Source organism: Sphingomonas sp. BE123, assembly GCF_031456015.1.
Lineage (GTDB): Bacteria > Pseudomonadota > Alphaproteobacteria > Sphingomonadales > Sphingomonadaceae > Sphingomonas.
In genome coordinates this window covers 485,948-505,120 of sequence record NZ_JAVDTW010000002.1, presented here as the reverse complement: position 1 = coordinate 505,120, position 19,173 = coordinate 485,948, and the positions used below count along the sequence as shown (strand labels likewise).

At 67.4% G+C, this 19,173-nt stretch carries 18 protein-coding genes and 2 tRNA genes; 11 read left to right on the top strand and 9 right to left on the bottom strand.

Annotated features, from left to right (window positions below; translation table 11 throughout):
- Positions 1-78: 78 nt before the first annotated feature.
- Positions 79-2,139: a S9 family peptidase gene (locus tag J2Y54_RS10710; protein ID WP_310039472.1), complete on the bottom strand. Its 2,061-nt coding sequence runs from the start codon at positions 2,137-2,139 to the stop codon at positions 79-81.
- Positions 2,140-2,225: 86 nt separating this feature from the next.
- On the opposite strand from J2Y54_RS10710, the gene J2Y54_RS10705 reads away from it, so the two are divergent.
- The gene (locus J2Y54_RS10705) at positions 2,226-4,490 is read left to right on the top strand and encodes a penicillin acylase family protein (RefSeq protein WP_310039471.1); all 2,265 of its coding nucleotides are present in this window, start codon (positions 2,226-2,228) and stop codon (positions 4,488-4,490) included.
- 154 nt (positions 4,491-4,644) lie between these two features.
- Here the strand turns inward: J2Y54_RS10705 and J2Y54_RS10700 are convergent, their stop codons facing one another.
- Complete coding sequence (locus J2Y54_RS10700) at positions 4,645-5,322, bottom strand: L,D-transpeptidase family protein (RefSeq protein WP_310039470.1); 678 nt, start codon at positions 5,320-5,322, stop codon at positions 4,645-4,647.
- 385 nt (positions 5,323-5,707) lie between these two features.
- On the opposite strand from J2Y54_RS10700, the gene J2Y54_RS10695 reads away from it, so the two are divergent.
- Positions 5,708-7,510: an aminopeptidase P family protein gene (locus tag J2Y54_RS10695; protein ID WP_310039469.1), complete on the top strand. Its 1,803-nt coding sequence runs from the start codon at positions 5,708-5,710 to the stop codon at positions 7,508-7,510.
- A 43-nt stretch (positions 7,511-7,553) separates the two neighbouring features.
- On the opposite strand, the gene J2Y54_RS10690 is transcribed toward J2Y54_RS10695, so the two are convergent.
- Positions 7,554-7,676, bottom strand: coding sequence for a hypothetical protein (locus J2Y54_RS10690; RefSeq protein ID WP_310039466.1), 123 nt, complete (start codon positions 7,674-7,676; stop codon positions 7,554-7,556).
- A 100-nt stretch (positions 7,677-7,776) separates the two neighbouring features.
- On the opposite strand from J2Y54_RS10690, the gene J2Y54_RS10685 reads away from it, so the two are divergent.
- Positions 7,777-7,851 (top strand) — tRNA-Thr (locus J2Y54_RS10685).
- Positions 7,852-7,914: 63 nt separating this feature from the next.
- Here the strand turns inward: J2Y54_RS10685 and J2Y54_RS10680 are convergent.
- From J2Y54_RS10680 to J2Y54_RS10670, 3 genes are all read right to left on the bottom strand, one after another.
- Positions 7,915-8,772, bottom strand: a complete 858-nt coding sequence (locus J2Y54_RS10680; RefSeq protein WP_310039465.1) for a MipA/OmpV family protein — start codon at positions 8,770-8,772, stop codon at positions 7,915-7,917.
- 94 nt (positions 8,773-8,866) lie between these two features.
- Complete coding sequence (locus tag J2Y54_RS10675) at positions 8,867-9,256, bottom strand: DUF2141 domain-containing protein (RefSeq protein ID WP_310039464.1); 390 nt, start codon at positions 9,254-9,256, stop codon at positions 8,867-8,869.
- Positions 9,210-10,001 carry a sterol desaturase family protein gene (locus J2Y54_RS10670; protein WP_310039463.1) on the bottom strand — a complete coding sequence of 264 codons (792 nt, stop codon included), beginning with the start codon at positions 9,999-10,001 and terminating at the stop codon, positions 9,210-9,212. The genes J2Y54_RS10675 and J2Y54_RS10670 overlap by 47 nt, the downstream gene beginning before the upstream one ends.
- Before the next feature lie 102 nt (positions 10,002-10,103).
- Here J2Y54_RS10670 and gluQRS point away from each other — a divergent pair, with 102 nt between their 5' ends.
- From gluQRS to egtD, 5 genes are all read left to right on the top strand, one after another.
- A complete protein-coding gene (gene gluQRS, locus J2Y54_RS10665) occupies positions 10,104-10,988 on the top strand; it encodes a tRNA glutamyl-Q(34) synthetase GluQRS (RefSeq protein WP_405052909.1) in 885 nt (294 codons plus the stop codon).
- Positions 10,989-11,053: 65 nt separating this feature from the next.
- Entirely contained in the window at positions 11,054-11,284 is a 231-nt protein-coding gene (locus J2Y54_RS10660) for a twin transmembrane helix small protein (RefSeq protein WP_310039460.1), read from the top strand.
- 16 nt (positions 11,285-11,300) lie between these two features.
- Positions 11,301-11,870: a cob(I)yrinic acid a,c-diamide adenosyltransferase gene (locus J2Y54_RS10655; protein WP_310039458.1), complete on the top strand. Its 570-nt coding sequence runs from the start codon at positions 11,301-11,303 to the stop codon at positions 11,868-11,870.
- 44 nt (positions 11,871-11,914) lie between these two features.
- Positions 11,915-13,174 (top strand): ergothioneine biosynthesis protein EgtB, encoded by a 1,260-nt coding sequence (egtB, locus tag J2Y54_RS10650; RefSeq protein WP_310039456.1) that lies wholly within the window; start codon positions 11,915-11,917, stop codon positions 13,172-13,174.
- 32 nt (positions 13,175-13,206) lie between these two features.
- Positions 13,207-14,184 carry an L-histidine N(alpha)-methyltransferase gene (gene egtD, locus J2Y54_RS10645; RefSeq protein WP_310039454.1) on the top strand — a complete coding sequence of 326 codons (978 nt, stop codon included), beginning with the start codon at positions 13,207-13,209 and terminating at the stop codon, positions 14,182-14,184.
- A gap of 143 nt (positions 14,185-14,327) precedes the next feature.
- Here the strand turns inward: egtD and J2Y54_RS10640 are convergent, their stop codons facing one another.
- Positions 14,328-15,440: a GNAT family N-acetyltransferase gene (locus J2Y54_RS10640; protein ID WP_310039452.1), complete on the bottom strand. Its 1,113-nt coding sequence runs from the start codon at positions 15,438-15,440 to the stop codon at positions 14,328-14,330.
- Between the two features lie 218 nt (positions 15,441-15,658).
- Between J2Y54_RS10640 and J2Y54_RS10635 the strand changes: the two genes are divergently transcribed.
- On the top strand, positions 15,659-16,123 hold the full coding sequence (locus J2Y54_RS10635; protein WP_310039449.1) for a DUF2721 domain-containing protein: 465 nt from the start codon (positions 15,659-15,661) through the stop codon (positions 16,121-16,123).
- Between the two features lie 28 nt (positions 16,124-16,151).
- Here the strand turns inward: J2Y54_RS10635 and J2Y54_RS10630 are convergent, their stop codons facing one another.
- Positions 16,152-16,796, bottom strand: a complete 645-nt coding sequence (locus J2Y54_RS10630) for a DsbA family protein (RefSeq protein ID WP_310039446.1) — start codon at positions 16,794-16,796, stop codon at positions 16,152-16,154.
- A gap of 68 nt (positions 16,797-16,864) precedes the next feature.
- A tRNA-Val gene (locus tag J2Y54_RS10625) sits at positions 16,865-16,940 on the bottom strand.
- 93 nt (positions 16,941-17,033) lie between these two features.
- Between J2Y54_RS10625 and gltX the strand changes: the two genes are divergently transcribed.
- Both gltX and J2Y54_RS10615 read left to right on the top strand, forming a co-directional pair.
- The gene (gene gltX / locus J2Y54_RS10620) at positions 17,034-18,368 is read left to right on the top strand and encodes a glutamate--tRNA ligase (protein ID WP_310039443.1); all 1,335 of its coding nucleotides are present in this window, start codon (positions 17,034-17,036) and stop codon (positions 18,366-18,368) included.
- 132 nt (positions 18,369-18,500) lie between these two features.
- Entirely contained in the window at positions 18,501-19,169 is a 669-nt protein-coding gene (locus tag J2Y54_RS10615; RefSeq protein ID WP_310039441.1) for a TonB family protein, read from the top strand.
- Positions 19,170-19,173: the final 4 nt, after the last annotated feature.

The following is a 19,173-nucleotide window of genomic DNA, read 5'->3' as shown; positions in this document are numbered from 1 at the left end:
CCTTAGAAACCCTTCCTGACCAGAAGCTTACCGACGCGATCCGGGCGAGCCCGATGCGCCCGCCCGATCGCCCGTCACTCAGGCATTTGCAAGCCCGAGCTGCCACAGGATGAACGCGTTTTCGTCTGCCGCTTCGCGCAGGCTTTCCCAGCGGCCCGATTTGCCGCCATGGCCGGCACCCATATTGGTCTTGAGGACGAGCACGTTGGAGTCGGCCTTGGTCGCGCGCAGCTTGGCCGCCCATTTGGCGGGTTCCCAGTACGTGACGCGGGGGTCGTTGAGGCCGCCCGAGATGAACAGCGGCGGATAGGCCTGTGGCTTGACGTTATCGTAGGGCGAATAGCTGCGGATCAGGTCGAACGCCGCCTTGTCGGTGATCGGGTTCCCCCATTCGGGCCATTCGCCCGGGGTCAGCGGCAGGCTGTCGTCGAGCATCGTGTTGAGCACATCGACGAACGGAACGTCGGCGACGACCACCGCCCACAGATCGGGATCGGAGTTGATCACCGCGCCCATCAGCTCGCCGCCGGCGCTGCGACCGGCAATCGCGATGCCGCCCTTGTGGGTGTAGCTGCGATCGATCAGCCCCTTGGCCACGTCGACGAAATCGTTGAACGTGTTGGTGCGCTTTTCCAGCTTGCCGTCGAGATACCATTGCTGGCCGAGGTCATCGCCGCCGCGGATATGCGCGATGGCGAAGGCCACGCCGCGGTCGAGGAACGACATGCGCGCGGTCGAGAAGCCCGGCGGGATGGCATAGCCGTACGCGCCATAGGCGTAGAGATAGACTTTCCCGGTGCCGTCGCGCGGGAAGTCCTTGGGATAAACGATCGAGCACGGGATGTCGGTGCCGTCGCGCGCGGCGATGTGCAGCCGCTCGGTCGCATATTTCGACGCGTCATAGCCCGAGGGGATGATCTGGACCTTGAGCGTTTCCAGCGTGCCGGTGGCGACGTCATAGTCATAGACGGTGCCGGGCGTGACCATGGACTCGTACCCGATGCGCAGCTTGCCCATCGCATATTCGGGATTGTCGCCGAGGCTGGCGACATAGCTTGCCTCCGGGAAAGCGATGCGCTTGCCGGGACCGCCTTCGTACTGATGGATCTCGATCTGATCGAGGCCCTGTTCGCGCCCCTCGACCACGAAATAGTCGGCGAAGGTGGTGACGCCGGTCATGTAAAAGGTTTCCGACGGCGCGATCCGCTCGTGCCACTCACCCGGCGCATCAAGGCTGGCGGTGACAAGGCGCCAGTTGGTGTGGGTGTCGTTGGTGTGGATGAAGAGCGTGCCGTCATGCTCCTCGACATCGTACTCCCGCCCGGTCTGGCGCGGAGCGACGAGGATCGGGTCGGCGAGGGGATTGTCCGCGGGGAGGAGGCGGATTTCGCTGGTGACATGGTCGCCAGTCGAGATGACAAGCCACTTGCGCGACTGGGTCTCGCCGACGCCGACGCGATAGCCTTCGTCATCCTCGTGATAGAGTTCGACGTCCGCCTCGACCGGATCGCCGAGCTTGTGCCAGCGGGCATTGTCGGTGCGCCATTGGTCGTTGGCGACGCCGTAGAGGAAGCCCTTTGAATCCGAGGTCCAGACGAGGTCGGACAGGACGCCGGGGATCATGTCGGGGAGGAGGTCGCCGGTGGTCAGGTCCTTGACCCGCACCTCGAACCGTTCGGAGCCGTTGTCGTCGAAGGCGTAGGCGAGATAGCGGTCGTCGGGGCTGACCGAGAAGCCGCCGAGCACGAAATATTCCTTGCCCTCGGCGAGCCTGGGTTCGTCGAGGATGAGTTCGGCGTCGCCGCCTGCAACGGGCCTGCGCCACCAGCGGCGATATTCGCCGCCGGTCTCGTGATCGGTCCAGTAAAGGTACGCGCCGTCCTTTTGCGGCACCGTGGCGTCGTCTTCCTTGATCCGCCCGCGCATCTCCTGAAACAGCGTTTCGGCGAGCGGCTTCAATGGCTCCATCACGGACTCGAAATAGCTGTTTTCGGCCTCGAGATAGGACAGGATCTCCGTGTCCTTGACCTCGGGATAGCCCGGGTCGCGCAGCCAGTGCCACGGATCTTCGATGGTGACGCCGTGGCGCTCATAGCTGAAGGAACGGGTGGCGGCGACGGGGGGATTGGTCTGGCTCATCGCGCCCGTCTAGCGCAGCGGCGGGGCGGCGCAAACGGTTGCCGTGGACGGAAGCTGCGCTAGGGTTGCGAAAACGGGAGGATCGGATGGGCAAGGCGATGCTGGTGGCGGCTGCGGGCGCCGCGCTGCTGTGGGGCGGGGCGGCGGAGGCCAAATACCGCTATTCCGCGACGATCACGCGGACGACGCATGGTGTGCCGCACATCGTGGCACAGGACTGGCGCGGGGCGGGCTATGGCGTGGGCTATGCCTACGCGCAGGATAACCTCTGCATGATCGCCGAGGAGTTCGCGACGGTCGCGGGCGAGCGCGCGCTGCATTTCGGAGCGAAGGGCAGCGCGACCCTGGGCTTCCAGAGCGTCGACAATCTGTCGTCCGACATCTTCTTCCGCTCCGCGATCGACCTGCCTGCGTTACGGCGTGGGGCGAAGGCGCAGGGGGCGGCGGCGCTGGCGCTGACCGCCGGCTGGGTCGCGGGCTATAATCGCTATCTCAAGGATCTGGGGCCGGACAAGGTACCCGCCGAATGCCGCGGCAAGGCGTGGGTGCGGCCGATCACGGCAGACGACATGCTGCGGCTCAACGAGAAGCAGATGCTGCTCGCCAGTTCGCTCAACTTTGCGCCGGCGATTGCCAATGCGGTACCACCGGGCGCCGAACCGGCGGCGAAGGTCAGCATGACGCTGCCCGATCCCGCAACGTTCGAAGTGGCCAGCAATGGCTGGGCGTTCGGCGGCGATGTCACCGCCAATGGCAAGGGGATGGTGATCGGCAACCCGCATTTCCCGTGGCACGGGCCGAGCCGTTTCTGGCAGATGCACGTGACGATTCCGGGCAAGATGGACACGGCGGGTGTCGGGATTGCGGGGTCGCCCTTCCCTACCCTTGGCTTCAACCGCGACATTGCCTGGACGCATACGGTGACGGCGGCGCGGCATTTCACGCTGTATCAGCTGATGCTCGATCCCAATGATCCGACCGCCTATCTGGTCGATGGCAAGAGCGAGAAGATGGTCGCGAAGACCGTCACCGTGCCGATGCCCGATGGCGCGGCGCCCGTGACTCGGACGCTCTATTCGACGCGCTTCGGTCCGGTGATCGTGATCCCGCAGGCGATGGCGAACTGGAGCAAGGCGACCGCCTTCACGCTGCGCGACGCCAATGCCGGGAATCAGCGCGGGATCGGCACCTGGGTGCGGATCGCGACGGCGAAGAGCGTCGGCGAGGTGCGCGCGGCGGTGAGCGAGACGCTGGGCATTCCATGGGTCAACACGATCGTCGCGGATCGCCATGGCGATGCGCTGCACGCCGATGTGACCGCGGTGCCGAACGTGTCGGCGGAGAAGGCCAAGGCGTGCGCGACGCCGCTGTCGCCGGTGGTGGCGCGTACCGCGATCCTGCTCGACGGGTCGAAGTCGGCGTGCGCATGGGATGCGGTGGCGGGTACGCCGGTGCCGGGGCTGATGCCCGCCAGCGACCAGGCGGTGCAGGCGCGGCGCGATTACGTCGCGAACATGAATGACAGCTATTGGCTGAGCAATGCGGCCCATCCGCACCCGGTGCTGTCGCCGATATTGGGCGAGGCGGAGAAGCCGGTTTCCTTGCGCACCCGGTCGGGGTTCATCGAAACCCGCGCGCTGATCGCGGGCGGCAAGGTCGACCACGCACGCGCCAAGGCGATGACCTTTGCCAACAAGAGTCATGCGGGCGAACTGGCGCTGAAGCCGCTGCTGGCGCTGTGTGCGGGCAAGGCTGAGGTGGCGGATGCCTGTGCGGCGCTGGCGAAATGGGACGGGCGGTTCGAGCTCGACAGCCGGGGGGCGTGGCTGTTCGACCGGTTCTGGATGAAGGTCGCGCGCCAGCCCGGCATCTGGGCGGTGCCGTTTGACGCCAAGGACCCGATCCACACCCCGCGCGATCTGGTCACCAGTGGCGAGACCGGCGACAAGCTGGTCGCGGCGCTCAAGGCGGCGGCGGAGGATGTGACCAAGGCGGGGATCGCGCTCGATGCGCGCTGGGGCGATGTCGCCTTTGCGCAGCGGATCACGGATCGCATCCCGATTCATGGCGGCGATGGCGCGCTGGGCGTGCTCAACGTGCAGATGATGGAGCCGGCAACAGGCGGGGTGACCCCGCGCCACGGGTCGAGCTATGTCCAGGTGGTCGGGTTTGATGACGCCGGGCCGGTGGCGGACACGATCCTGTCCTATTCCCAGTCGCCCGACCCGCAATCGCCCTGGTATGCCGATCAGACGCGGATGTATTCGGCCAAACAGTGGGTGCGGTTCCCGTTCACCCCGGCACAGATCGCGGCGGCAAAGGTCGGGGAGGCGGTTCGAATCGCGGAGTAGGGCGACCGATGCCACTATCCTCCCCCGCCAGGGGGAGGTGGCACGCGCAAGCGTGACGGAGGGGGAGGAGGCACGCCGGTCGAGAGGACGCAGCCGTCCTCCCCCTCCGTCGCCTTCGGCGCCACCTCCCCCTGGCGGGGGAGGATAAAAGGCGTCACTCCGGCGTGACGACGCCGCCCAGCCCGAGCCGCTTGCCGCGCGTGATGATCACCTTGTCGCCCAGCTTGGCCTGCGCGAAGACCAGCTTGGCGAATTCGGTGGGCACGCCGATGCAGCCATGCGTCGCGCGTCCCTCCTCGACCTCGGACCCGTGGATGGCGACGCCGTCCCAGGTGAGGCGCATCATGTACGGCATCGGCGCGCCATAGAGGTTCGAGATGTGGTGGACCTTTTTCTGCTTGATCGTGTGCACGCCGAGCGGGGTCGGCTTTTCGTCCATGCCGTAGAGGATCGCAGTCGCACCGATTTCGTAACCGTCGCGGAACACCGACATGGTTTGCGCCTCGAGATCCACCGTGATGACCAGCGGACCCCCGGCCGGGACACCATCGGTGTTCCAGTAATAGGTGCCGAAACTGATCGGGCCGGGGATGTCGAGGATGCGCTTGACCGTCATTGCCTCCAGCGCCGGCGCGGCGGGCGGAAACGCGGCCGCTGCGACTGGAGCGGGAGCAGGTGCGACAACCGGCTTGGGCACGGATGCAGGAGCCGCCGTGACCGGGGCTGCGCTGCGGGCGGGTTCAGGCGCCGGGATCAGTGCAGCGCCAGCCATTGCGCCGGCGCCAAGCGTCACCACAATCCCCGTCCGCACCATCCATCCGCCTGCGCGCATCAATCTCCTCCACGGCATCAACGCCAGATCGTGCATTGGGGTGCGCCTGACCACCCCCCGATTTGGGCGCGTATCGCCATGGGACAGGGCGCGGGGGCGTTAACCTGACCGCGTCCGACCATCCTCCCCCGCCAGGGGGAGGTGGCACGCGTAGCGTGACGGAGGGTGAGAAGCACGCCGGCGAAAGGGTTGGGGGCAAGAAGGTCAAGGACGCAGCCGTCCTCCCCCTCCGACGCCTTCGGCGCCACCTCCCCCTGGCGGGGGAGGATTGATTGGCCCCCTTTTCAACCCGCGTCGCTTGGGCCACCAGAGCCGCTTAACGGCGCGCGATCTGCTCCCCATATCGGACGGAGTCGCTGCCCAATTGCATTCGAGGACCGTTGCCATGTCGACCTATGCCGCCCGCCTTCAGGCCCTGCGCGAGCAGCTCAACCGCGATCAGCTCGACGGGTTCGTCGTGCCGCTGACCGACGAGCATATGAGCGAATATGTCGGCGCCTATGCGCAGCGGCTCGCCTGGCTGACCGGGTTTCAGGGGAGCGCGGGGAGCGCGGTGGTGCTGCCCGAGGCAGCCGCGATCTTCACCGATGGACGCTACACGATCCAGGTGCGCCAGCAGGTCGATGGCGCGCACTGGGACTATGTGCCGGTGCCGCAGGTGAGCATCGCCGACTGGCTGCGCGACCATGCGCCGCAGGGCGGGCGGATCGGATATGACCCGTGGCTGCACACGCGCGGCTGGGTCGAGGAGGCGAAGAAGGCGCTGGCCGAGCGTGGCGCCGAACTGGTGGCGGTCAGCCGCAATCCGATCGACGCGGTGTGGGACGACCAGCCTGCACCGTCGGACGCCAAACTGATCGTGCAGCGCGATGATGCCGCCGGGCGGACCAGTGCGAGCAAGCGCGCCGAGATCGCCGACTGGCTGGCCGAGCGCAAGGCGGATGCCGTGGTCCTGTCCGCGCTCGATTCGATCGCCTGGACGTTCAACGTGCGCGGGGCGGATGTCAGCCACACGCCGGTCGCGCTCGCCTATGCCATCGTCAACGCCGACGGCACCGCCGATCTGTTCGTCGCCCGGGACAAGGTGGGCGAAGATGTCGCCCAGCATCTGGGCAATGCGGTGCGGGTGCATGACCGCGCCGCCTTTGCCCCGGCGTTGCAGCAATTCGCGGGCAAGCGCGTGGCCGCCGATCCGGCCGGATCGGTCGCGGCGATCTTCGACGCGCTCGACGCTGGCGGCGCGACGATCCTCGCGACGCGCGATCCGGTGGTGCTGGCCAAGGCGATCAAGAACGACGTCGAGATCTCCGGGCACAAGGCGGCCCAGGCGCGCGACGGCGCTGCGCTCGCCCGGTTCCTGAAATGGGCCGAGGCGGAAATGCCCAAGGGTGGGGTGACCGAATGGTCCGCCGCCGCGCGGCTGCAGGCGTTCCGCGAGGAAACCGGGGTGCTGCGCGACCTCAGCTTCGACACGATTTCCGGAACTGGCCCGAATGGCGCGATCCCGCATTACAAAGTGACCGAGGAGTCGAGTCTGCCAATCGAGCAGGGCCACCTCTATCTCGTCGACTCGGGCGGGCAATATGAGGACGGCACCACCGATGTGACGCGCGTGATCCCGGTGGGCGAGCCGACGCAGGAGATGCGCGACCGCTTCACCCGCGTGCTCAAGGGCCATATCGCGATTGCGACGGCGGTGTTTCCGGCGGGAACGACCGGTGGCCAGATCGACGCGTTCGCGCGCCGCCCGCTGTGGGAAGTCGGCTGCGACTATGGCCATGGCACGGGCCATGGCGTCGGCGCCTATCTGTCGGTGCATGAAGGGCCGCAGCGCATTGCCGCGCCCAACTATCCTGGCGGTGGCCCGGCCGAGCCGCTGCGCGCGGGCATGTTCCTGTCGAACGAGCCGGGCTATTACAAGGCGGGCGAGTTCGGCATCCGCATCGAGAATCTGGTGCTGGTGGTCGAAAAGGACATTCCCGGTGCCGAATCGCCGATGCTGGGGTTCGAGACGCTGACCTTTGCCCCGATCGAACGCAGCCTGATCGAGCCGAGCCTGCTGACCGAGGACGAGCGCCGCTGGCTCGACGCCTATCACGCGCGCGTACTGGAGATTCTCGGCCCGCAGCTGTCGCCCGACGAGCGGGCGTGGCTCGACGCCAAATGCCGGCCGATTGCGGCGCGCTAGGGGGCGTTGTGCGTGACGGCAGCGGCTGCAGGCCGGTGGCGTCTCAATCAGAGTCGCGCGGCGGCGGCGTTTCCTGCTCCGCCGCTGCCCGCGCCTGCGCCTTGCGCTTGCGCAGATTTTCGCGAAGCGCGGCGGCGAGGCGGGCCTTTTTGTCGGCGTCGGTCATGTTCGCGCGATAAACCGGGCCACCGCGCCTTGACAATGGGGCGCTCCCGCGCGAAAGGGCCGCCTCCCAGCGCGGAACGGACCTGCCGCCCGCGCCGAGTGCTGCCGTAGCTCAGTGGTAGAGCGCATCCTTGGTAAGGCTGAGGTCGTGAGTTCAATCCTCACCGGCAGCACCATTTTCAGACTGATCGCGCGGCGACGCGCCGCGGGTACCGCGGCGCGCCGGCTTCAGCAGCGTCTCAGAAGGTCAGCGCCAGCCCTGCGCCTGCGGTCCACTGGTGCCGCGTACCGGCGATCGTAACCAGCGGGCTGTCGGCCACGTCGCCAACCAGTTTCTTGTACGATCCGCCCGCGACCAGCGCGAGCCCCTTGGTCAGGTTGCCGGTGATGGCATGGGTGAACATGCCGCCAAAGCTGATGTCCTTCTGCCCGCCTTCGGGGCGGAAGGCCGGCAGCCCGCTGGCGACACTGCCTGCCGGGGTGACCCCGAAATAGGTGCGGGCGTAGCGGTCGCCGATGATTTCCGAACTGGCGAACAGCGTCACCAGCGCCTTGGTGCTGAGCGGAGTGGTGTAGTTGACCGTCGGCGTCCACACGCCGCTGCGGTGGATCCGCGTCACGTCATGGCGGTAGCTCAGGCTGATCGCCAGCGTGTCGAAATCGTGGATGATCCCGGTCTTGGCGATTCCGGCATAGCCGCCCACCTCGACCGCGGTATCGATCTCGCCCAACGCGCGGACGCGCCGGTCGGCGATGGCGTCGCGGTTGGTGCGGTTGAGGTTGACGACCGCAACCGGGCCGAGCTGGAGGTTCCAGTCCTTGCCCGCAACTTCGGGGATGAGGTCGAGGCTGGCGCGGTTGCCGAGCACGGTGAAGCTCATCCCCGCGACGGTGCCGTTGGCGGCGGGTGCGGGGATCCAGCGCTGATCGTCCGACCCCTCATAATCGGGCAGCCAGACGCCACCCACCGCGATGCTCAGGCGCGCGCGCGCCTCTTGCGCGGCTTCGGCCTGTTCGGGGGACGGCGGGCCATCCTGCGCCAGTGCGGGGGTGCCAAGGCTGGCAGCGAGGAAGGCGGAAAGAACGCGGATACGCATGAGGATGATTCCCTGAACCTGTTTCAGGGGCGCAACGCTGCAGTGCGGAAATGGATGCGTCTGCGACGCGAATGCGTGGTTGCCGGCGGCCCGATCAGAGCATGTAGCGCATCTTCACCTGCTGCTTCGCGCCGTCGAGCGGGAAGCACGCCGCCTTGAACTTGGGCGGGCCGAAGGTGATCGTCGGGTTGCGGCTGAAGCCGAAACCTTCCTTGGGAATGCCCATCATCGTGTCGAGCTTCTTGTTGCTGTTCGCGTCGTGGATCACCGCGACGGCATAGGTCGCGGTGGCCAGCCCTTCGAACCGGACCGCCGGATGCGCGGCCGAGATGGTCCGCGAAATGGCGCGCGGGTCGTCCTTGCAATCGGGGAAGCTGTCCGGCCGCGCGGTCAGACAGATCTGCAGCACGCCCTTGGCGTTGCGCAGGCCCGTAATCTCAAGGTCGAGCGTCTCGACCGGCGAGGCCGCCGGAAGAAACAGCAACGCCGCGGGCAGCAGCGCGCGCATGTGCTTTCTGGAAATCGCCAATCCCCCGGTCGGTGCCGCACAGCCGGTCCCAGAAACGGAAATAGAGACCATAGTTGCACCCATATTGCTCATGGTGCCGCTGATGATGGCTCGCGGTGATCAGCCATGCTCCCAATGGCCCCCGCCACATCATCCGCGGGAACACCTCCCACCCCATGTGATTGGTTACACCCATAAGGGTCATGATTCCAAGCACCAAGGCCAATGCGCCGACATGAATTGGAATTGCGAAGACCAGTGCGGGGATGACCACCGCGCCGGTCAGCGCCTCGATCGGGTGAAAGCTCATCGCCGCCCAGGCGGTCGGCGGGCGGCTCTCGTGATGCACGGCATGCGCGATGCGGAACCAGCGTGGCTGATGCATCCAGCGATGCGTCCAGTAGAACCAGGTATCGTGCGCGAACAGATAGAGGAACACCGACAGCGGCAGATACCAGAGCGGATAGGCCGAAACATCGGCGTAGATCCGCGTCCAGCCCAGATTCTGCCACCCCCAGGCGACCACCCCGGCAGGGATGCCATAGATGGCGGCGCTGGCGAGGCTCCACAGCAATTCGCGCCGCATCTGGCGGTCGAGCCCGGCATAAAGGCCGGGGTGCCGCACACGCGTGGCCCAGGCAAAGGCACCGGAAACGATCAGATAGCGCACCCCGACGATCATCGTCATCGCGAGTGCCGACAAGAGGATGGCGAGCCACATGCCGCCGCTCTACATGAAAGTGATGCCCGCCAACAAACGGAGAAACCCGTAATTTCGTCCGTCACTACCCGCTTCGCGCCGAGCCCGACCGGCCGGCTGCACATGGGCCATGCCTTTTCGGCGATCGGTGCGCATGATTTCGCGCGGGCGCGCGGTGGCGCGTTCCTGCTGCGGATCGAGGATATCGACGGGACGCGCAGCCGGGCGGAGCATGTCGAGACGATTCTGGCGGACCTGCGCTGGCTGGGGCTGGACTGGGATGGCGATGTGCTGTTCCAGTCTTCGCGGCTGGATGCCTATCAGGCGGCGCTGAACGATCTGCGCAAGCGGGGGCTGATCTACCCGTGTTTCTGTACCCGTGCCGATATTGCGGCGAGTGCGAGTGCGCCGCATGGACCCGAGGAGCTGGTCTATCCGGGGACGTGCCGCGGGCTGGTCGCGCCGGATCTGTCGCGACCGCATTGCTGGCGGTTGGATGTGGGGGGAGCGATCCAATCACTAGACCGTCACCCCCGCGAAAGCGGGGGCCCATCTCGTGCGATTGCGTCTGACCGCGCCGGTGCCGAGGGTGGACAGTCCGGGAGATGGGCCCCAGCGTTCGCGGGGGTGACGGATGGGTTGGAGTTCGAGGATAGCCGTTTCGGCACTATTTCCGCCGATCCGGCGGCGCATGGCGATGTCGTGCTAGCGCGCAAGGATGCGCCGGCGTCGTACCATCTGGCCGTCACCATCGACGATGCGGCGCAGGGGGTGAGCGATGTGGTGCGCGGCGAGGATCTGCTGGCCGCGACGCATGTGCATCGGTTGCTGCAGGAACTCCTCGGCCTGCCGGTCCCGCGCTATCACCATCACCGGCTGCTGACCGGACCGGACGGGGAGCGGCTGGCGAAGCGGCACGGCGCGCCGACGCTGGCGGCATTGCGCGAAGGCGGGGCGGATGGACGCGCACTGGCCGATGCCTTGCGCCGGGGTGACGTACCGGTCTGAACCGCTGCGCACTGCACCCAAGTACAGGGGTTCTATCCGGGCGCGATACGGACTAGATATGGACCATGCAGCTGTTCCTCGTCCTTTTGCTCGTCGCCGCGATGCTGGCCACCGTCTTCGCGCTCATCAAGGGCATCGTCGCGTTCCTGCGCACGACCGAAGCCGAGCTGAAATCGGGTGATGGCCCGAGCCAGTCGGCGCTGAAATCGAACAAGGCGATGCAGCAGCGCATCTTCTTCCAGGGCATCGCGATCGCGATCGTCGCGCTGCTGCTGTTGCTGGCGAGCGGAAAATAGGGCGCGAGCCGCGCCGATGGTAAAACTCAACAAGATCTACACGCGGACCGGTGACGACGGCACCACGGGGCTGGTCGACGGGTCGCGCGTAGCCAAGCATGACGCGCGGCTGGCGGCGATGGGCGATGTCGATGAGGCGAACAGCGCCATCGGCGTGGCGATTGCCGCGATCGGGGCGGGGCATCCCGCGCCGCTGCTGGAAACGGTGCAGAACGACCTGTTCGATCTGGGCGCAGACCTTGCCACCCCTGGTGACGATTTCACGCCGGGCGAGATGACGCTGCGCATCGTCGCGGGGCAGGTCGCGCGGCTGGAGGCAGCGATCGATGCGGCCAATGGCGCTTTGCCGCCGTTGACCAGCTTCATCCTGCCGGGCGGATCGGCCGCGGCAGCGGCGATCCATCTGGCGCGCGCGATCGTGCGCCGGGCCGAGCGCAGCGCAACGGCGGCGGCCAGCATCATGCCGATCAACCCCCAGGCGGTGATCTATCTCAACCGCCTGTCCGACCTGTTGTTCGTCCTTGCGCGCGAAATGAACCAAAATGCGGGTGGCGACGTTCTGTGGAAACCGGGGGCGCATCGCTGAATTGAGGATTTGATCCTCGTCGCGCTTCGGGCTAGGAGAACGAAATGCGAACGAAGGCGAGTCCCGCCGCGTGCTGCACAACGCTTGAAGCGCGGTTTCGCGCGGTTCGAGCGCTATCCGCCGATCTGGTCGCGGCGCTGTCCGACGCGGATGCGAGCGTTCAGTCGATGGACGATGCCTCGCCTGCCAAATGGCATCTCGCGCACACGACCTGGTTTTTCGAGACATTCGTCCTGCGCGATTTCGTGCGCGGCTACCAGCTGCACGACGACCGCTTCCCGTTCCTGTTCAACAGCTATTACGAGGCCGAGGGGCAGCGCCATGCGCGGTCGCGGCGGGGCATGGTGACGCGGCCGTCGCTGGCCGAAGTCCTGGATTACCGCGCGGCAGTCGATGCGGCTTTGGTCGCCGCGCTGCCCGACCTGCCCGAGGCGGCTGCGGCGCTGGTTGAGCTCGGCTGTCACCATGAGGAACAGCATCAGGAATTGCTGCTGACCGACATTCTACACCTGTTTTCGTGCAACCCGATCGAGCCGGCAGTCTGGCCGGGCGATCCCAAGGTGCCGGTGGCGATGCCCGGGCCGATCGTCTGGATCGAAGGCGCCGAGGGCGTGGCCGAGATCGGTGCGCGCGGCGATGGCTTTTCGTTCGACTGCGAGGGGCCGCGTCATCGCGTGCTGCTGCACCCGCATGCGATTGCCAACCGTACCGTGACCAATGGCGAGTGGGCGGCGTTCATCGCCGATGGCGGCTATCGCGACCCGCGCCACTGGCTGTCCGATGGCTGGGCCTGGGTGCAGGCGCAGGGGATCGACGCGCCGCTCTATTGGGAGCAACGCAACGGCGGCTGGACGCGGTTCGGGCTGGATGGGCGGCGGCCGATCGATCCCGCCGCTCCGGTGACGCATGTGAGTTTCTTCGAGGCCGACGCCTATGCCAGCTGGGCCGGCGCACGATTGCCGACTGAGGCGGAGTGGGAGGTTGCGGTGAGCGGGCATGACCCGGCCGGCGGCAATCAGCTCGACCGCGCCGGGCCGGTCGAACCGCGCCCGGCCGCTGCAGGCCCCGCCTTCTTCGGCGACGTATGGGAATGGACCGGCAGCGCCTACCGCCCCTATCCCGGCTTTGCCGCCGCCGAGGGTGCGGTCGGCGAATATAATGGCAAGTTCATGAGCGGGCAGTTCGTCCTGCGCGGCGGCAGCTGCGCGACGCCGCGCGGCCATGCGCGGGCGAGTTACCGCAATTTCTTTTATCCGCACCAGCGCTGGCAGTTCACCGGCGTGCGGCTGGCGAAAGACATCTGACACCCCCCCCACCGCATCGAGGAGCCCAAGCGATGCTGAAGCAGGAAATCGAAGACGGCCAGGCAAGTCTGGCCGACCCGGCGTTTCGCGCCGATGTACTGAACGGCCTCGCCGCGCGTCCCCGGGCGATCCCCGCGCGCTGGTTCTATGACCGCCGCGGGTCGGAGCTGTTCGAGGATATCACGCGGCTGCCCGAATATTATCCGACGCGAACCGAAACGGCGCTGCTCGAGCGCGTTTGCCCGGAGGTGGCGCGGGAAACCGGCACTGGCGGCGCGGTGGTCGAGTTCGGATCGGGATCGTCGGTGAAGACACCGGTGTTGCTGCGCGCGGTGCGTCCGGCCGCTTATGTGCCGATCGATATCTCGGGCGACTTTCTGCGCGATTCGGCGCGGGAGATCGCCGCGCAGTTTCCGGTCATGGCGGTGGAACCGGTGGAGGGCGATTTCCTCAAACCGCTCAAGCTGCCTGCCGGGATTGGCGGCCTCGCGCGGCTGGGGTTCTTCCCCGGATCGACGATCGGCAACATGGCGCCAGTCGCCGCGGTGGACCTGTTGCGCGCGATGCGGACGTCGCTGGGCGAGGGGTCGTCACTGCTGATCGGGATCGACCGGATCAAGGACCCGGCAGTGCTCGTACCGGCCTATGACGATGCGGCGGGGGTCACGGCGGCGTTCAACCTGAACCTGCTGGAACGGATCAATGCCGAGCTGAACGGGACCATCCCCGTCGATGCCTTTGCCCATGTCGCGCGGTGGAATGACGCGCGTGCGCGGATCGAGATGCATCTGGAAGCGACGCGCGCGGTGGCGTTCGAGGTGGACGGGCGCGGCTTTGCGATGGCCGCGGGCGAGACGATCCATACCGAGAACAGCCACAAATATGGCGACCGCGATGCACGTCTGCTGCTGGCGGCGGGCGGATGGACGGTGACGCGGGCATGGACCGACGATGCCGGGCTGTTCGGCCTGTATCTGGCCGAGGCGCGCGCGGAGGAGATGGCGCCCTGATTTCCCCTCCCTGAAAGGGAGGGGTTGGGGGTGGGTGCGCGCGTCTGCGCGCTTAAAGGACTCAATCCGACCGCCCGACAAAACAGCAGCAATCAAGGCATCGAGCCTCGCTTGCTGCTAAACCCACCCCCTGCCCCTCCCTTTCAGCGAGGGGAGTTTGAAGGGGCGACATTCCCGCTTGCCCGCCAGCGCCCGCGCAGCAGCCGTGCCGCAAGGCCGGGCGCACCTGGCCGAACAAACAGCCAGTCGCGGATCGCGGGACCGGCCTCTGCGCCGATCACGCGCTTGTACCCGCTGTCGCCCGCGCCCCAGTCGACGGTCGTGATACCGTCCGCAAGCGCGCGGACGAGATTGCGGTAGTAAAGCAGCTTCCCCGGCGAATGCTTGGCGACGGCCGGATCATAGCTGTTGGCGATGGCGTATTTGAGCGACCCGGCGTTGAGGTCGAACGAGAAGGCGGCGGGTGCACCATCGATCCGCAGCACTGCTGCCCAGAGCATGTCGGCAATCACCGGATCCTGCGCTGCGGCGCGCCAGAAGGCGCCATGGCCGGTATCGGTGAACTTGGCATCGCGGCCGTCAGTGCGGTCGGCAATCCAGCTCTTGCGTTCGATCTCTGCCAGCGCGTCGAACGCCTCGCCGGTCCAGTCCGCGCCACTGACAAAGCTCCAGTCGGGTTCGCCATGCTCGGCGAGATGCTTTTCATGGAAGCGGTTCTTGCGCAGCGTCGAGTTGCGCGGCCAGGTGCCCTCAGCCTGCAACGCCGCCATGTCGAGCAGGAAGCTTTCGGCGACGAAGCGGTCGAGCGCGATCCAGCCGCGCGTCGCGGCCGCGGCGCGCAATCCGTCGAGCGCGGGGTCACCGTCATAGACCGGGCCGATGCGCAGCGCATTGGTGTGGCGCGCGAGCAGGTCGAGCGCGACCTCGAATATCTCGGCCCCGACATCCTGCGCGACGGGGAATGAACGGAACGGCCAGTAGCATCCGGGCACCTGTGCCGCCCGTAGCGGCGCGGGTCCGGTCGCGACCAGTGGCAGCGCGAGGACCGGGACACCTTCGCGCGCCACGATGAGCGTGCGCGCGGCACCACCATAGGCGTGCAGCGCGGCAGCGAACCAGCCATAGCGCAGGAAGCGGTGCGTCGGCGCGGCGGCGACGGCGACGGTATCGATCGCGCTCGCCAGCCCGTCGCCGATGCTGGCGTTCAGCAACGGCGGCAGGCGCGTGAAGTCGGCGAGCGGCATCGGCTTCGTCATGGGCGCGGGTCTATCGCCAAGTCGTTACGAATGGGTGGAAGTGTTGCTTGCGCTCGCGCGTTGCGCTCCTAGTGTTTGCTTCGCTGTGCTCGGCAACGGCACCGGCCCGCTCCCCCACCCGGCCACCCACAGAATACGCTGTCGTTGGGTGGCCGGGTGGGTGAGCGGGCCGGTACCGAACGGGTTCAGCTTGTCTGAACCCAACCAAAGGCGCCCACATGCAGGCCCCCATGATCTCCACCGTTGCCGCGACGATCCAGATTTCGATCGCGCCCGTGTTCCTGCTCGCCGGCATTGCCGGGATTCTCAACGTACTGGTCGGACGCATGGCGCGCGTGGTGGATCGCGCCCGCAAACTGGAGCAGCTGCACCCGGTTTCGACCGGTGCGGAGCATGAACGGCATGTGTGGGAGCTGCGCCTGATCGACCGACGGCTCGCGATCATCAACACATCGATCTGGCTGTGCGTGGCCAGCGGCATCGCGATCTGCCTGGTCGTCGCGTTGCTGTTCGGGGCGGAAATCGTCCATCTCGACATCGGCGTCATCGTCGCGGCGGCGTTCGTGATGTCGATGCTGCTGCTTACCGCCGGGCTCGTCGCGTTCCTGTTCGAAGTCCGCCTGTCGGTCCGCGCGATCCGGGTGCGCGAGGAGTTGCTCGAGCGCGAGCGCGACCCGCGCTAGCGGCCGCGCATCTCGCCGTCGGCAAAGCCTAGCGTGGCGCGCGCGCCCGGGCGACGGCGCGCCGCAGGGTCGGCAGGTCGACCATGCCGGGAATGATCTGCGATCCGACCAGCAGGCCGGGCGTGCCCGACAGGCCGAGCGTGCGGGCATGGCCGTTGGTCCGCGCGAGCAGCGCATCGATATCCGCCTTGCGTCGTAGCTGATCGCGCTCGAGCCGCTTCCAGTCGACGCCGGCAGCATCGGCCGCAGCGCGGATCTTGGCCGCATCGATCCGCCCCGGCTGCGCCAGCAGCGCGCGATGGAAGGGCAGGTGCCGCCCCTGGAAGCTTGCAGCGATCGCGGCGCGCGCGGCGGGTCCGGACCCGCCGCCCAGGATCGGCCAGTCGCGATAGACCACGCGCAGCTTGCGATCCTCCGCCATCAGCGCGTCCAGCGTGGGGTTGAAGCGGCGGCAATAGCCGCATTGATAGTCGGAAAACACGACGATCGTCACGTCATGGCCGCGCGGCGCGATGGTCGGCGCGAGCGGATCGCTGCGGACCTGCGCGAAGACCGCTTCGGCCGCATCGCGACGGCGGGTATCGCCGGATTCGGCGACACCATCGGGCTGGGTCGCAGCGGCAGACAAGGAAAGGCCAAGCGTGGCGGCAGCGAGCAGCAGAGCGTATCTCATGCCGCGACCCTATCACCGTTCCGCGCCGAATGGGAACGGTCGATCCTGGTCATCCTGGCTGCCGGTCATGGTGGGCGCTGACGGGCTCGAACCGCCGACCCTCTCGGTGTAAACGAGATGCTCTACCAACTGAGCTAAGCGCCCGACGGCGCCCCGATAGGCGGAAGCGGGCGGCACGTAAAGGGAGTGCCGCGCGCATGGTTTCCATCGCGATGGCAAATCGGCTAGCGCGCGGGCATGACCAATGCTCCCGTCGTTACCCGTTTCGCCCCCAGCCCGACCGGCCATCTGCACGTCGGCAATATCCGCACCGCGCTGCACAACTGGATGTGGGCGCAGCGCATGGGCGGACGCTTTCTGCTGCGCATCGACGATACCGACGCCGAACGGTCCGACGAGTCCTATGTCACCGCGATTCGCGCCGACCTGGCATGGCTGGGGCTGAACCCGGATGGCGAGGCGCGCCAGTCGGAGCGATTCGCGCTGTACGAGCAGCGGTTCGCCGAACTGGTGGCCGCAGGGCGCGTCTATCCGGCCTATGAAAGTCAGCAGGAGCTTGAGCTCAAGCGCAAGATCCAGCTCGGCCGGGGCCTGCCGCCCATTTACGATCGCGCCGCACTCGCCCTCAGCGATGCCGATCGCGCCGCGCTCGAGGCAGCCGGCACCCGCCCGCACTGGCGGTTCCGGCTCGATCATGACGCGCCGATCGTGTGGACCGACCTGATCCGCGGGCCCCAGCGCTTCGATCCGGTAACGATGAGCGACCCGGTCGTGCGGCGTGCCGACGGGTCGTGGTTGTATCTGCTGCCGTCGGTAATCGACGATATCGACATGGGCATCAGCCATGTCGTGCGGGGCGAGGACCATGTGTCGAACACCGCGGCGCAGGTTCAGATGTTCAGCGCGCTGGGCGCGACGCCGCCGGCATTTGCCCATGCCGCGCTGCTCACCGGAAGCGAAGGGAAGCTCTCGAAGCGGCTGGGGTCGCTCGGCGCCGCGCAGTTCCGCGACGCCGGCATCGAGCCGCAAGCGATCGTGGCGCTGCTGGCGCGACTCGGCACCAGCGACGCGGTCGAGCCGCTGGCGGACCGGGCGCCGCTGATCGAACGGTTCGACTTTGCCCGGTTCGGGCGCGCGCCCGCCCGGTTCGACGAGGGCGAACTGGCGCAGCTGAATGCGCGGATCGTTCACCAGCTTCCCTTTGCAGCGGTTCGGGATCGACTTCCCGCGAACATGGATGCGGCGGCGTGGGACGCGATCCGGCCAAATCTCGAAACCGTGGCCGGTGCGGCGGAGTGGTGGCAGGTGATCGCCGGTCCGATCGATGCCCCCGCCGACCCGGACGACCGCCCGTTCCTCGCCGCGGCCGCCGCCATGGCAGCGACGATCGACTGGGGCGCGGACCCCTGGCATGCGCTGACTGCTGCGCTCAAGGAAACGAGCGGGCGCAAGGGGCGCGCATTGTTTCACCCGCTGCGCCGCGCGCTGACCGGCCGGGACTCGGGACCGGACATGGCCGCGCTGCTGCCGCTGATCGGGCGCGACCAGGCGATCGCCCGCCTTTCGGCCTGAGCCCGGAAACCCGCACCCTCGTTCGCCCCCGCCGGTGTCTGCACGGACCCGCCAGGTAAGGAATTTGCAAAAGCATTGTGATGGTATAACATCCATTGAACCGGCACAGACCGGAAGCATGGAGAGCCTGTGATGCACACGACACGCTATCAGCCATCTGCCCACCGCCCGGCCAGCGCCGGGGCATCCCTGATCATCCTGGGCGCCATCGCCTTCGGCGCGACGCTGGTCGGGCCGACGCTGGCCCCGATCGTGTTTGTCGATCCCGTGCTCAACACCACGCATATTCCGCTCGATCAGCCCACGCCCGAGCCGGTGGTGCAGGAGCGCGACAAGCGCACCGCCGTCCCGCTCACCCAGCCGCGCCCGCATCAGCCGGCGCCCAACGTCATCGTCCCCGGCAGCGGGACGCCGATCGGCACGACGCCCGACCCCAGCCCTCCGGCAGGACCGGTGGTCGCCGACCCCGGCCCGCTGTCCGGCGGCGCGCCGATCGCCCCGCCCGCTCCGCCGGTGATCGTCGGCGCGACGGTCGACCCGCGCTATGCCGATGCGTTGCAGCCGCCCTATCCCCAGTCGGAAATCCGTGCCCAGACCGAAGGGCGGTTGACCGCACGGGTGCTGGTCGGGGTCGACGGACGGGTCAAGGCGATCGAGATCCTGCGCAGCCCCAGCCGCGGCCTTGCCGAAGCGACGCGCCGCCACGCACTGACCAAATGGCGGTTCAAGCCGGCGACCCGCGACGGCGTGCCGTATGAAGACTGGATGACGATGACGCTGAGTTTCCGTCTGGTGGACTAGCGGG

Bases quoted from the DNA above. Each gene is read 5' to 3' on its own strand.
- J2Y54_RS10690 (WP_310039466.1), bottom strand. From the start codon at position 7,676: ATGACCGACGCCGACAAAAAGGCCCGCCTCGCCGCCGCGCTTCGCGAA.
- gluQRS (WP_405052909.1), top strand. From the start codon at position 10,104: ATGGGCCATGCCTTTTCGGCGATCGGTGCGCATGATTTCGCGCGGGCG.
- J2Y54_RS10640 (WP_310039452.1), bottom strand. From the start codon at position 15,440: ATGACGAAGCCGATGCCGCTCGCCGACTTCACGCGCCTGCCGCCGTTG.
- J2Y54_RS10680 (WP_310039465.1), bottom strand. From the start codon at position 8,772: ATGCGTATCCGCGTTCTTTCCGCCTTCCTCGCTGCCAGCCTTGGCACC.
- J2Y54_RS10630 (WP_310039446.1), bottom strand. From the start codon at position 16,796: ATGAGATACGCTCTGCTGCTCGCTGCCGCCACGCTTGGCCTTTCCTTG.
- J2Y54_RS10695 (WP_310039469.1), top strand. From the start codon at position 5,708: ATGTCGACCTATGCCGCCCGCCTTCAGGCCCTGCGCGAGCAGCTCAAC.
- J2Y54_RS10655 (WP_310039458.1), top strand. From the start codon at position 11,301: ATGGTAAAACTCAACAAGATCTACACGCGGACCGGTGACGACGGCACC.
- egtD (WP_310039454.1), top strand. From the start codon at position 13,207: ATGCTGAAGCAGGAAATCGAAGACGGCCAGGCAAGTCTGGCCGACCCG.
- J2Y54_RS10615 (WP_310039441.1), top strand. From the start codon at position 18,501: ATGCACACGACACGCTATCAGCCATCTGCCCACCGCCCGGCCAGCGCC.
- J2Y54_RS10700 (WP_310039470.1), bottom strand. From the start codon at position 5,322: ATGCGCGCAGGCGGATGGATGGTGCGGACGGGGATTGTGGTGACGCTT.
- J2Y54_RS10635 (WP_310039449.1), top strand. From the start codon at position 15,659: ATGCAGGCCCCCATGATCTCCACCGTTGCCGCGACGATCCAGATTTCG.
- J2Y54_RS10710 (WP_310039472.1), bottom strand. From the start codon at position 2,139: ATGAGCCAGACCAATCCCCCCGTCGCCGCCACCCGTTCCTTCAGCTAT.
- J2Y54_RS10660 (WP_310039460.1), top strand. From the start codon at position 11,054: ATGCAGCTGTTCCTCGTCCTTTTGCTCGTCGCCGCGATGCTGGCCACC.
- gltX (WP_310039443.1), top strand. From the start codon at position 17,034: ATGACCAATGCTCCCGTCGTTACCCGTTTCGCCCCCAGCCCGACCGGC.
- J2Y54_RS10705 (WP_310039471.1), top strand. From the start codon at position 2,226: ATGGGCAAGGCGATGCTGGTGGCGGCTGCGGGCGCCGCGCTGCTGTGG.
- J2Y54_RS10670 (WP_310039463.1), bottom strand. From the start codon at position 10,001: ATGTGGCTCGCCATCCTCTTGTCGGCACTCGCGATGACGATGATCGTC.
- egtB (WP_310039456.1), top strand. From the start codon at position 11,915: ATGCGAACGAAGGCGAGTCCCGCCGCGTGCTGCACAACGCTTGAAGCG.